Source organism: Nemorincola caseinilytica (genome assembly GCF_039540515.1).
Lineage (GTDB): Bacteria > Bacteroidota > Bacteroidia > Chitinophagales > Chitinophagaceae > Nemorincola > Nemorincola caseinilytica.
The window spans coordinates 1-12,965 of sequence record NZ_BAABFA010000018.1 but is presented as its reverse complement, the minus strand read 5'-3'; the positions used below and the strand labels follow the sequence as shown (position 1 = coordinate 12,965).

The following is a 12,965-nucleotide window of genomic DNA, read 5'->3' as shown; positions in this document are numbered from 1 at the left end:
ACCCAAGCAATGCCTGTATTGCTACGTCTTATATTGTACAAACACCCTATAGTTATGAGGTATCTGCTCTTACCCATCTTTGTGCTTTGCACATTGTCTGCCCTGTCGCAGACCAAGATCTCAAGAATAATGTTCACCCGCACCACCAGTCTCACAACACCGTACAACTACAGCTCCGGAAGCTCGCTGGTACATACCCCCGATGGCGGCTACTATATCAACAGTTCCTTCTTTGCACCTTTCATCGATGATTGGGGAGGCGAAACATATCTCACCAAGACCGATAGCCTTCTTCGCCCCCAGTGGAAGATGTACTATGGCGGCGCCCACCAATGCCTGCCTGATGGTTCTGTTATCATGGCATCAGGCGCCGATATGTTCGGCTCGGGCCTTGAATGCGAAGGCTCCGAGGTGATAAGGATGGATATGACCGGCGACACCAAATGGATAGGTAAGTTCTGTTCAGACGATGATAAAGTGGTAAAGCTACATGCTACTTCTATAGTCAATGGCCGCATAAGGCTGCTCGGCCATCTGCGAGATAACATAGGCTGGGGCACGGCCGCCATGCTCTGCGAGATAGATACCATGGGCCACCTGCTATCTTCCGACACCCTATCACTGCCGCATCTTGTCAACTACGCGCATATAGAAAGAATGTTCTCGGACGACTCAGGCAATGCCTATCTATTACTCACGTCTGTTCCCCCATGGCATAACCCCTACACCATAGTAAAGATGCGGCCCAATAATACTATAGTGTGGAGCTACGAATTCCAGCTACCCTATGTATCGCGTATCAATGCCATGGCATCCTTTGCAAATGGCGATGTAGTGTTCGCAGGAGACTTCCGTATCTCTGCCACCGACCATAGAACATTCGCCATAAAGATGGGCGCTACCGGCATATGCAAATGGCAAAAGGTAAGCGAGCAGCCATGCCACCTGTCCGCTATGCGGGCCATGCCCGATGGCCACCTGCTGCTATCGGCCGTAGGCCAGCCCATATATCTCAACACGGTACCATACTCATCTACCTATACCTACGAGTACCCCCTCATCCTGACCGACAGTGCCATGCATGTAAAATGGGCCCGCAACATGACACCCGGAAGCAGCAACTCTATCCAGTATACCGGCATGAGCGCTCCATACATAAAAAGCCCCAATGAATGGGTTTTCGCGGCCACAACACGCAGCCCGAATACCACAGTAGTATTCACCACAGATAGTCTTGGCTCGGGTCTCTGCAGTACCATACCTTACGAAGACCCAATATCCTTCCGCGATACCCTATTCACCCTTCTGCCAGTTCCTGTCAGCATAGGCCATTATACGCCCCTCCTTATTCGTGGCGTGCCCGATACATCCAGGGTAATGCGTGTAAAATATGTGGACGGCTGCTCCGACACCCCACCTACGCTCACTGCCACAACATCTGCCGGTATCATATCCATCTTCCCCAATCCTGCAGACCATACCCTGCACATCGCCAGCAATACCGCTCTAACAAGGCTGGAGCTTATAGATATGACGGGGCGTACTATAGCCACCCAGCACCCTGGTTCTACCGGCGACATTGATGTTGCGCACATTACAAATGGCAACTACCTGCTAAAGATATATACGGCCACATCAGCGCCTGTCTACCACAAGATCACGATACTGCACTGATACATCTCAAGTAAAAGGCGCATCCTGTATCTTTACGGCACAACACAGCTACATGAGCAGGACAATACTGATAACAGGCGCCACTGCCGGCTTCGGCAGGGCCATAGCAGAACGATGTGCTAAGGAAGGATATACCGTATGTATAACAGGCCGCCGCGAAGAGCGCTTAAAGGCCCTGAAGGAAGAACTGGAAGCAAAATATGGTGTACGCGTCATACCGCTGTGCTTCGATGTGCGGGATAGCGCACAGGTAGCCGCTGCCATAACCGAACTGAAACAACAGGTAGACCGCATAGATGTGCTGGTGAACAATGCAGGGCTGGCAGCAGGGCTGTCTACCATAGATGAGGGCGAACTGGCCGACTGGGAAGTGATGATAGACACCAACATCAAAGGCCTCGTCTACATGACCCGCCAGGTAGCTCCCATGATGCGCGAGCAGGCCAGTGGGCACATCATCAACATCGGCTCTACTGCGGGCAAGACCGTATACCGCAATGGCAATGTGTACTGCGCTACCAAGTTCGCGGTAGATGCCCTCACGCAGGCCACCCGCATAGATATGCTGCAGTACGGCATCAAGGTCACGTCCATCAATCCCGGTATGGCAGAGACAGAGTTCTCCCTGGTACGCTACAAAGGCGACGAGGAACGTGCCGCCAATATGTACAAGGGTGTAAGACCCCTGCAGGCCGAAGATATAGCCGATATACTGTGGTACTGCATCAACCTGCCACCACATGTATGCATCAACGATCTTACGGTCACATGCCTTACACAGGTCAATAGTGTATACCACATAAAAGAGGCCGAACGTATAGTAAAATAGCCCTCAATGCAGCCATACACCATTCGCCCTATCAGGCAAAACGACAATATCGCTATCGCGACCATCATTCGCAGCGTGCTTACAGAGTTCGGCGCCAACAAACCCGGCACTGTCTATTACGACCCCACTACCGACGATCTTTTCTCCCTCTTCTCCATGCCCGGTGCAGAGTATCATATACTAGAGGTAGATGGACAAATAGCAGGCGGTGCAGGTATCTACCCTACTCCCGGCCTGCCTAATGGCTGCTGCGAGCTGGTAAAGCTGTATATACTGCCCACTGTACGCGGCAAAGGACTGGGCAAGGTGCTTATAGAAGACTGTTTCGCAATAGCGCGCAGGCTTGGGTACACACAGGTATACCTCGAGACCATGCCAGAATTGAAGATGGCGGTCGGGCTATATGAGAAATGTGGATTCCGCTACCTCACCTGCTCTTTGGGCAACTCCGGCCACTTCGGCTGCGATCTCTGGATGCTGAAAGAATTATAACAAATACTACCTCCCTCTCCTTCGGAAAGGCCTGCCTGCCGGTAGGCAGGACCGGGAGAGGTCCTACTTATACCTCGGGTGATACCGTTCCAGTGTTTGCCGCAGGTAGGTGCGGTCCAGGTGGGTGTATATCTCTGTAGTGGTTATGCTCTTGTGGCCCATCATCTCCTGCACGGCCCTCAGGTCCGCCCCACCCTCTACCAGGTGCGTGGCAAATGAATGCCGCAGCGTATGCGGATGTATCTCCTCGCTCACACCCGCCTTTTTAGCCACGTCCTTCATTATCAGGAACACCATCACCCGCGACAGCTTACCTCCAAATCGGTTGAGGAATAGTATATCCTCGCTTCCTTTCTTAATAACAGGCACATGGCTGCGGATATGGTCTTTATACAGTGTCATTTGTTTTATGGCAGTATCGCCCACAGGTACCAGGCGCTCCTTATTGCCCTTCCCTATCACGCGTATATAGCCAAGGTTCAGGCTCAGGTCCGATATGCGCAACCCTATGACCTCCGATACACGCAACCCGCAACTATACATCACCTCCAGCATGGCCCTGTTGCGCTGGCCATCAGGCCTGCTATGGTCTATGGCCGCAAACAAGCGTTCTATCTCCTCTATGCTCATTACATGTGGCAGTGCCCGCCTTAGCTTGGGCGCTTCCAGCAGTTCTGTAGGGTCTATGCGTATCACCTCTTCCAGCATCAGGTAGCCAAAGAAAGACTTGATACCACTCAGCACCCGCGCCTGTGTGGTCGCTGCCAGTTCCATCTCGTTTATGGCCTTCAGCAGCGACCGCAGGTGCTGCAGCTGCACACTCTCTACTCCTAACCCCGGGTATTCGGCCTGCACATGGCGGTGCAGCATACCTATGTCGTTCAGGTAGGCGCTAACGGTGTTCTCCGACATAGACCGCTCCAGTTGCAGATATGCCTTATAGCCCTTTATGTATGCTTCCCACATTCGCGGTCAAAGCTACCAACTAACCATTAACTTTGAATAAGAAACAGTGAACATGAACGACATAACGAACCGTACTGATATAGAGCATCTTATAGACACCTTTTACAGCAAGGTCCGCAAGGACGATCTCCTCGGCCCCATATTCGATACCATCATCGGCAATGATTGGAGCCACCATCTGCCCATCATGTACAAGTTCTGGGACATGGTGCTTTTCAGCGCTCCGGGCTATGCGGGCAGCCCCGTGCGCAAGCATACCGATATAGATAAGAAGATGCCTATGGACCGCCCACACTTCGACCGCTGGCTGGCCATATGGATAGAGACCGTAGATGAAATGTTCGTCGGCGAATATGCCGATATGGCCAAGAACAAGGCCTCGCTCATGGCCAACCTGATACATATGAAGATACAGATGAGCCGCGAGGGCTTTGAAACACTGAACTAAAGGTACACCGCACCATGACCATCACCGGACAGCTTGTAGACCTCCATGCACGGCGCATATACCCTGCCGCGATAGCTATAGACAATGGCCGCATCGCATCCATCACCGAGGTAAGCGAAGCCCCTGCGCACTACATCATGCCCGGCTTTGTAGATGCGCACATACACATAGAAAGCTCTATGCTGGTGCCCACTGCGTTCGCCCGGCTGGCAGTGATACATGGCACGGTAGCCACAGTGTCCGATCCGCACGAGATAGCCAATGTATGCGGCTCCGCAGGGGTGCGCTACATGATAGATAATGCCAGGCAAAGCCCGTTCAAATTCTTCTTTGGCGCCCCCTCATGCGTACCTGCTACCGGCTTCGAGACCGCCGGTGCTACACTTGGTGCAAAAGCGGTGGCAGAGCTCCTTACCGATCCCGATATATGGTACCTTTCAGAGATGATGAACTATCCCGGTGTGTTGCACAACGCCCCTGAGGTAATGGCCAAGATAACAGCAGCAAAACAGGCAGGCAAACCCATAGATGGCCATGCACCCGGCCTTCGGGGGCAGCAGGCCGCTGCCTATGCGGCCGCAGGCATCACTACCGACCATGAATGCTTTACGCTCGACGAGGCGCTTGATAAGATAGCGGCAGGTATGCACATCCTCATACGCGAGGGCAGTGCTGCTAAGAACTTCGAGGCCCTTGCCCCGCTGCTGCGCCTGCACCCCGGCCGCGTGATGTTCTGCAGCGACGACAAGCACCCCGATGAGTTGGTAACACACCACATAAACGATACCGTAAAGCGCGCCCTGCAAAAGGGATATGATATCTATGATGTATTGCGTGCGGCATGCATTAACCCCGTACTGCACTACAGGCTACCCGTAGGGCTGCTTCGCCCCGGCGATGCTGCCGACCTCATAGTGGTGCGCGACCTCACCTCGTTCGATATACTCCAGACGTGGATCGATGGGACCCTCCTGGCAGAGAATGGCAGCACGCTACTACCACAGGTAGAGGCCCATATCATCAACAATTTCGATACAGGTAAAAGAACTCCTGCCGACCTCGCTATAAAGTCTGTGAACGACGGCCCCATCAGGGTCATAGAGGCCATAGAAGGCCAGCTCATAACCGACCAGCTATTTACCAACCCTGCTATAAAGGATGGCTACCTGGTAAGCGATACCACAAGAGATATACTGAAAATAGTGGTCGTGAACCGCTATACACCCGGCGCTCCTGTCGCAGTTGCTTTCATAAAGAATTTTGGGCTGAAGCATGGCGCCCTCGCCTCTACAGTAGCCCACGACTGTCACAACATCATAGCCGCAGGCGTGGATGATGACAGCATATGTGCGGCCATAAATGCACTGGTAGATAGCAAAGGCGGTATATCGGTGGCCCGTTCGGCATCAGCGGTACAGCATATGCCTTTGCCCGTGGCAGGGCTTATGTCGGCAGATGATGGCTACGAAGTAGCCGCAGCATATACGCGTATAGACAAGCTGGCAAAAGAACTGGGCACCCCGCTGCATGCACCATTCATGACGCTTTCCTTCATGGGCCTGCTGGTGATACCATCATTGAAACTGAGCGATAAAGGCCTCTTCGATGGCAGCACATTTACCTTCACCAGTGTGCAGGATCTGTAACATACACTTACACAACACATCCCTCTCCTTCGGAGAGGGCCGGGGAGAGGCCCTACTTCTTCTCCGCCACAAAGTTCAATCCAAAGAACAGGTATTCGCGCCTCATACCGGGACTGGCCTGTATCTTTTCCTCCTGCCGCAGTAGTTCTTCGGCATCAGAATGGCGGTAGTAGAACGGCAGGTAGTAGCGCACATACTGTACACTGGCATCGCTGATGTCAAAACCGTTCTTAGCGAACAGTTGCTGCCAGCTTGCCAGGCTGCGTATGTTCTCATTGCCTATCAGTATATCCTTTTGCAGCTTTTCGTCCCATATGGTTATGATGCGCTTATTGCCCCTGTACTTATACAGCTTGGCGCGCTGTATTATATTGTTGCCGTTCTCCTCTATAGACACCACCTGGCCACCCGGCCGCAGGCTGTTGTTGAATATCTGCAGGGCATCGTTTATTGGCTCCAGGTGGTGCAGGGTATCCTGTACTATTATGCGGTCATAACTGGCAGGCGCAGGCCTGTTGTCAAAGAGATTCTCATAAGTGCAGGTGAACAGCGAAGTATCGCCATACTGCGCCCAGTACTCCTTGCGTTTCTGCACTGTCTCATAGTAAAACTCCAGCGTGGTGCCATGCGTGGCTATGCCGTTCATGGCCAGGTACAGGCAGGTAGTGCCATAGCCGCAGCCACAGTCCCATATGGTCATACCCGGCCTGTGGCCCTCTACAAGGTACTTGTGTATATAACGCAGCCTTTGCAGAAAATAGTTGCGCCTGAAATGCCATGACGACCGCTTACCCAGAAATTTGTAGTAAGGCTGCATCTCGGTATGCACTTCCAGCTCTTTCAGCAGCAGTTCGAAGAACTGTTCCGGCGACATTTTGGGTCTTGTCAATGTTCAGTCTATTGCCCGCATCCCTTCCGGGGCGGTATCGTTAAAAAGTGTGCCAAATGTAGCAAGTATAAGGTATTTTTCCTTCGCTACAGCCCTATCGCCATTCATATATCAGGCACACGGCCGCTCACATGCCCATATTCACATAACGGACATACCCGGAACATCCCTGAATTCAACCCTGGAAACTGCCTTAGAAAGACATGCTGATACCCGCCGATAGGCCCGCATTGCTGTAGGGCAATGCTTCCGCTATACTCATGGCCGGCTTATCCTCATTCAGCGGAAAGGCCTCCTGCCCCGAAAGATCGAAGTTCACCCGCTTGTTTCTTGCCGATACGTTGGCCAGTTCGTTCACGCCATTCACCGTATACTTTGTCAGCACCATCTCATCCATTATAGGCGAGAGGGATAGCATATTCGCCTCTACCCATATACGTATCTTGTTACCTGCCTTAAAGCTTACGCCTGCTGCACCCGTAAAGCCCAGCTTCATCTTGCTCGTCATTTCATATTCCGCATGCCCTCTGAATGGGTTCCCCGCCACCTCATAGTCATCCTTGATGTCTATCTTGTTCGATAGGGGTATGGCCAGCCCGAAACGGCTGTAGATGTTCACCTTCTCCCCGCCGCTCTGCACCACCATCGATGGCATCAGTACCATTGGGGTCCTTGCCCGTGTAGTTACGGTCTCCTTGTCATACATGGTAATGCCGCCAGAAGAAACGAACCCCTCTGTTACATATGTATATTCAGGCGTTCCTGTTACTATATATGCGCGCAGCTCTGCGCCCACATGGCGCCCGAAAAGCGCGCCCACACTTATCTCTGCGCTCTGCCCTGCGGTGAACGATGCCGGCTTCATGTCTATTGTGCGCATGGTAGGTGTTACCCTTTCGCTGCCGTTATAGGTACTCACTATACCCGACGATACGAAGCCATACCCTATGCCTATTTTTGCATAAGCTGTCACTTCATTTTTGGGCTTTTTTTCGGTGGTCTGCGCGGTAGCGCTCAGTGCCAGGCAGGAGAGGGCTGCGAGTGTTAGTTTTTTCATAAGGTGGATATTAAATTGAGAATTAAAAGTATAAAATTTACCAGGATACTACATATTATTTGTACCCTAGTCCACCGAGCGTACTATGTCCACATCTTCTTCCTCTTCGGGTACGCCACGGCTCAGTTTGCTCTTTACCCATGCTGCCTGTCTATGGCCCGGCATCTGCCTCAGGGTAATGATGTAGATAACGCCTATCACGGCCAGTATATAGGCTATATGCAGCGGTGCAAAGAAATGCCATGTTATCACCTGCTCTATCACCATCACCACCAGTGAGCCTATCAGGTAGGGCCGCTGCGCGCGCTCTACCTCTCTGCGCCGATATACTACAGAGGATGTATAGTTGAGCGCGAACTGGCTCAGCGATGCCAGCGCCAGTATCCACAGATGCTCTATGTGGAACCAGCCTATATTGCCCCGCAGCAGGCCACTGATGCCGCCTACCAGCAGGCAGCCTATGTTGGTGGTGTTCACTATAGAAAAATTGTTCTCGTCCCTGGTAGAGCGCTTTATGAGCAGGTAGCTGATAGATATCTGCACTACGGCTATGATAGACAGTCCCAGCGCCACGGGGTCCTCATTGATGGTGCTAGAAAAGAACAGTATCGATAGTACCAGGCATATGGCGAATACCGATAGCCCTACCTTGAAGTCGCGCTTGCGCTTGCCGGCCATAAAGCCTATCATTACTGCTATGGGTATATCCAGCCTCGATACCATGGCCACCGTAGATGCAGTGAGCCCCTTATATGCCTCGAAAGCCAGCAGCAGCCCCACACCCGAATTGGTAAGGCGCAGCAATTGCAGGTGCAGCTTCTTCGGCATTACAGATTGGCCGCTATTGAGTGCGAACAGTACGGTGATGGCCATGCTCAGCATACCCCGGTACACCAGTACCGACGACGAGCTATAGCCGATATCCAGCAGCGCATCCAGCGAAAGGTTATACACCACCGCTGCCACTATAACTATAAGGGGGCTGAATTTGTAGACCAGTACGTCGGCTCTGTGCTGCATTGCGCCAGGGAGAAAGAATGCGAAGCTCTTCGCGGCGCAAAATTATGCCATTTCAGCATCAAAATGTGCTACATTATGTACTTCTATGGGTCTGAACGGAACACCTGCCTCTCCTTCGGAGAGTGCCGGGGAGAGGTCAGAAGCGGCGCATCTTCCACACACCGTACATGGCCTCTTTTATGATATTGCCAGACATCTTGGAAACTCCCTCCCTGCGGTCCTTAAAGGTAATGGGCACTTCCTTTATCTTGAAGCCCAGTTTCCATGCACGGTATTTCATCTCTATCTGGAAGGCGTACCCTACAAAATGTACCTCATCCAGCGGTATAGTGCTCAGCACCTTGGCGCTGTAGCATACAAAGCCCGCGGTAGGGTCGTTCACCGGCATCCAGGTTATCATTTTGGTGTACAGCGCCCCACCCTTCGATATGAATATCCTGTCCCAGGGCCAGTTCACCACCTTGCCACCTTTTGTATAGCGCGATCCCACTACCATGTCTGCACCTTTCGTACAGGCATCATACAGGCGTATCAGGTCGTCAGGATCGTGAGAGAAGTCAGCATCCATTTCGAAGATGTGGTCATATCCACGCTCCAGCGCCCATTTAAAACCCGCTATATACGCCCTTCCCAGGCCCGATTTTCCGGCACGTTCCAGTATGTTCAGCCTGTCGGGAAATTCCTGCTGCAGCTTCTTCACTATAGCGCCCGTACCATCGGGAGAACCATCGTCTACTATGAGCATATGAAACTCGCCGGGCAATGAGAGCACCTTGCGGATCATTTTCTCAATATTCTCCTTTTCGTTATACGTTGGTATGATGACAAGCTTCTTCAATCGGGCCGCAAATGAATTGGGTGGCAAAATAAGGATTAACTTATGAATTACGTCTAAAAAAATGCTAAACTTTCAGGCCGGAGCGTCCCAGTTTCATGCGGTTCAGGATCTCCGATATCTTTTGTTTGGTATGCAGGGCAAAGTCGGCTTGCATCATCCAGTCATAATATTGGGGCTCTTCGGTGAAAACGTCCTCTACCCTGCGCCCTTTGTGCTTGCCAAAGTTGAACACAGGGTGGCCATCCTTCATCACTATGCGGCGCGCATAGTCCACATACTCCTCGTTGGTGGTGAATTTGTGCAGTGCAGGCACATCGGCGCCCAGTTGCTGGTAGCGCTCCAGCTGAGCCTCCAGCACTTCTATAGTGGCCTCTATATCGGCCTCGGCGCTATGTGCGTTCGTCAGTTCCTTCGAGCAGTAGAAGCTGTAGGCCGCACTTAGCGTACGCGCCTCCATTTTGAAGAATATCTGCTGCACATCTATCATGTGGCGCTCTGTAAAGTCCACATTTATATCGCACCGCAGAAATTCCTCTGCCAGCAGCGGCAGGTCGAATTTGCTGGAATTGTACCCGCCCAGGTCGCAGCCCCTCATCCAGTCGAACAGCGTATGCGCTATCTGCCTGAAAGTAGGGCAGTTCTTCACATCCTCATCGGTTATTCCGTGTATGGCAGTGGTCTCTGCCGGTATGGGTATACCCGGGTTCACTCGCTTTACGAATCTATCCCGCTTCCCGTCGGGTGCTATCTTTATGAGCGCCAGCTCTACTATACGGTCCTTGGCATGGTCGGTCCCGGTCGTTTCCAGGTCGAAAAAGATGATAGGTCTCTTCAGTGTCAGTTTGGGCATGGTACTATTTCTTGTGCGAACTTACACTATTCCAATCAATTCCATCAAAAGTACCCGAGCTCATCAGCAGCAGGAACACCGGCTTGTCCTTGCCCGATATATGCTTGCGTACCGTAGCCTCCAGTTTTTCCTTGTCATCCGATACTATCAGGTCCTCCCTGCCAAAGTAGCTCTTTACCGTGGCTGTGTCCAGCGTAGGCAGCCCCTTCAGCTTCAGGGCATGGTGGCTGAAGTATACTATCGCATCATCGGCCCCATCCATACTGCCTGCATATTCGTTCAGGAACTGCTCGTTCAGGCTGCTGAAGGTATGCAGCTCGAAGCAGGCCACCAGGTGGTGTGTCGCATATGCCTCGCGCACGGCATTCAGGGTGGCTCTTAACTTGCTGGGCGCATGTGCAAAATCGCGGTACACCAGCAGGCCCGGCTCCTCTTTTACCTTCTCCAGCCTGCGTGCCGCCCCCATGAACGATGCTATCGCCTCGAAACATGCCTTTTCGCTCACACCCAGCTCCATGCATACATCTATGGCAGCGCGCATGTTCAGCAGGTTGTGCCTGCCAAATACCGATACCTTTACATTACCATCCGCGGTCTCCATCACAGGGTAGCCATCCTCATAGTGGAAAGGCGGCGTAGCATACGGATGCACCGCCAGCTTACCGCCCGATGTAGATATAGCGCGTATCACCTCTGTATCCTCGCTGTTGTAGTACACCTTGGCGCCCTCTGCCATACCCAGCAGGTACTGTTCGAACTGGTTGAAATAGTTGTCGTAAGTAGGAAAAACATTGATGTGGTCCCACGCTATGCCGCTAAGTACGCTTATATGCGGGTGGTAAAAGAATATCTTGGGCTTGCGCTCCTCGGCCGATGCCGGGTATTCATCGCCCTCCAGCACTATAAGTGGCGCATCGCTCAGCCGCACCGACTGGTCGAAACCCGCCACCCGTGCGCCCACCAGGTAGTCGAAGTCCATACCCTGCAGGCGCAGTATGTGCATGATCATAGATGTTATAGTGGTCTTGCCATGGCTGCCGGCTACCACTACCCTCTTCTTGTCCTTACTCACCTCGTACACATACTGCGGGAAGGAGTACACAGGTATACCCGCCTTTTTGGCCGCCAGCAGCTCGGGATTATCGGCCTTGGCATGCATGCCCAGTACCACCGCCTGTACCGATGAAGTTATCTTCCCGGGAAACCAGCCGAACTGTGCCGGCAGCAGCTCTGCAGCGGCCAGGTTGCTCTTCGCCGGATCGGTGATCTCATCGTCGCTTCCCGTCACTATATACCCCTTCCTGTGAAGTGCCAGCGCCAGTTGGTGCATGATAGCCCCGCCAACTGCTATGAAATGAATATGTTGCATATTTTGTCCTTACTTTTTTATATCTTCGTACAAAGTTAACTTAGCTTTTTACTATTTATAATCTCAGAAGTATGCAACTCTTTACAAAGATCGGACGTGTGTTGCCTCTGATCGCTATTATTGCGGTCCTCGCCATGTCTTCCTGCGGCACCAAAAAGTATGGCTGCCCGGGTCATATGTTCACCCCTCCTACTTACAACGTCCATATTTAGTACCGTTACGCGTGGCCGTTCTTAATACGTCCCTGCTACCGGTCACCTGCGATACAATAAATATATTTTTGGTAGTTGCGCGCGATCATTACCTTTGCCGCCCCATACCAATATGGAGAGATGCTCGAGTGGTTGAAGAGGCACGCCTGGAAAGTGTGTATATCTGTCAAAGGGTATCAAGGGTTCGAATCCCTTTCTCTCCGCAGAACGACAAAACCCGTGCTTAGCACGGGTTTTGTCGTTCGAAAAGTCCCGTTCTCATAAAATGCTGGCATCACCAGAATTTTAAAGATCAACGTTGGTGATATTACATTTTCCTTAACCTTCATTTGATTAACTTTACTATCGTTACAAACAGTAACAATCAAGACACGATTTTCCATTCTGCGGCATTTGCATTATTACTGATGCAACGCGTTTCATAAATGCACTTCCTTTCTTGAGATCTTTTCACTCCTTCAATTAAGGATCAGTATGTCTATTATCATTTTGTTTATTACCGTATGGTATTTATCTCTGTTCGCGCAAACTTTTTTTCATCACCGCTATGCATCGCACGGCGCATTTACCATGAGTAAAGGCTGGGAACGCTTTTTCTTTATTTTCCATACATCACACAGGGACCGCATTATATGAGCCCTCGGGCATATGCTATTATGCATCGTCTGCATCATG

12 protein-coding genes and 1 tRNA gene are annotated in these 12,965 nt (G+C 51.7%); 6 read left to right on the top strand and 7 right to left on the bottom strand.

Features of this window, described 5'->3' with window-relative positions:
• The first annotated feature begins 54 nt into the window (after positions 1-54).
• Genes ABD843_RS12255 through ABD843_RS12245 form a run of 3 tightly spaced genes read left to right on the top strand, consistent with a single transcriptional unit; the run spans position 55 to position 2,995 of the window.
• The gene (locus ABD843_RS12255; RefSeq protein WP_345083549.1) at positions 55-1,674 is read left to right on the top strand and encodes a T9SS type A sorting domain-containing protein; all 1,620 of its coding nucleotides are present in this window, start codon (positions 55-57) and stop codon (positions 1,672-1,674) included.
• Between the two features lie 52 nt (positions 1,675-1,726).
• Positions 1,727-2,503 (top strand): SDR family NAD(P)-dependent oxidoreductase, encoded by a 777-nt coding sequence (locus tag ABD843_RS12250; RefSeq protein WP_345083547.1) that lies wholly within the window; start codon positions 1,727-1,729, stop codon positions 2,501-2,503.
• Between the two features lie 6 nt (positions 2,504-2,509).
• Positions 2,510-2,995, top strand: coding sequence for a GNAT family N-acetyltransferase (locus ABD843_RS12245; RefSeq protein WP_345083545.1), 486 nt, complete (start codon positions 2,510-2,512; stop codon positions 2,993-2,995).
• A 63-nt stretch (positions 2,996-3,058) separates the two neighbouring features.
• Here the strand turns inward: ABD843_RS12245 and xerD are convergent, their stop codons facing one another.
• Positions 3,059-3,961 (bottom strand): site-specific tyrosine recombinase XerD, encoded by a 903-nt coding sequence (gene xerD / locus ABD843_RS12240; RefSeq protein ID WP_345083543.1) that lies wholly within the window; start codon positions 3,959-3,961, stop codon positions 3,059-3,061.
• A gap of 52 nt (positions 3,962-4,013) precedes the next feature.
• Between xerD and ABD843_RS12235 the strand changes: the two genes are divergently transcribed.
• Both ABD843_RS12235 and ade read left to right on the top strand, forming a co-directional pair.
• Complete coding sequence (locus ABD843_RS12235) at positions 4,014-4,409, top strand: group III truncated hemoglobin (RefSeq protein ID WP_345083541.1); 396 nt, start codon at positions 4,014-4,016, stop codon at positions 4,407-4,409.
• A gap of 14 nt (positions 4,410-4,423) precedes the next feature.
• Positions 4,424-6,055 (top strand): adenine deaminase, encoded by a 1,632-nt coding sequence (ade, locus tag ABD843_RS12230; RefSeq protein WP_345083539.1) that lies wholly within the window; start codon positions 4,424-4,426, stop codon positions 6,053-6,055.
• Between the two features lie 52 nt (positions 6,056-6,107).
• Here ade and ABD843_RS12225 read toward each other — a convergent pair whose 3' ends face one another.
• From ABD843_RS12225 to ABD843_RS12200, 6 genes are all read right to left on the bottom strand, one after another.
• Positions 6,108-6,944, bottom strand: a complete 837-nt coding sequence (locus tag ABD843_RS12225; RefSeq protein ID WP_345083537.1) for a class I SAM-dependent methyltransferase — start codon at positions 6,942-6,944, stop codon at positions 6,108-6,110.
• A 193-nt stretch (positions 6,945-7,137) separates the two neighbouring features.
• Positions 7,138-8,001, bottom strand: a complete 864-nt coding sequence (locus tag ABD843_RS12220; protein WP_345083535.1) for an outer membrane beta-barrel protein — start codon at positions 7,999-8,001, stop codon at positions 7,138-7,140.
• A gap of 66 nt (positions 8,002-8,067) precedes the next feature.
• A complete protein-coding gene (locus tag ABD843_RS12215) occupies positions 8,068-9,021 on the bottom strand; it encodes a hypothetical protein (RefSeq protein WP_345083533.1) in 954 nt (317 codons plus the stop codon).
• A 136-nt stretch (positions 9,022-9,157) separates the two neighbouring features.
• Positions 9,158-9,859, bottom strand: a complete 702-nt coding sequence (locus ABD843_RS12210) for a polyprenol monophosphomannose synthase (RefSeq protein WP_345083531.1) — start codon at positions 9,857-9,859, stop codon at positions 9,158-9,160.
• A 64-nt stretch (positions 9,860-9,923) separates the two neighbouring features.
• Entirely contained in the window at positions 9,924-10,709 is a 786-nt protein-coding gene (locus ABD843_RS12205; RefSeq protein ID WP_345083529.1) for an exonuclease domain-containing protein, read from the bottom strand.
• A 4-nt stretch (positions 10,710-10,713) separates the two neighbouring features.
• Positions 10,714-12,078, bottom strand: coding sequence for a UDP-N-acetylmuramate--L-alanine ligase (locus ABD843_RS12200; RefSeq protein ID WP_345083527.1), 1,365 nt, complete (start codon positions 12,076-12,078; stop codon positions 10,714-10,716).
• 326 nt (positions 12,079-12,404) lie between these two features.
• Here ABD843_RS12200 and ABD843_RS12195 point away from each other — a divergent pair.
• Positions 12,405-12,493 (top strand) — tRNA-Ser (locus tag ABD843_RS12195).
• Positions 12,494-12,965 lie beyond the last annotated feature (472 nt).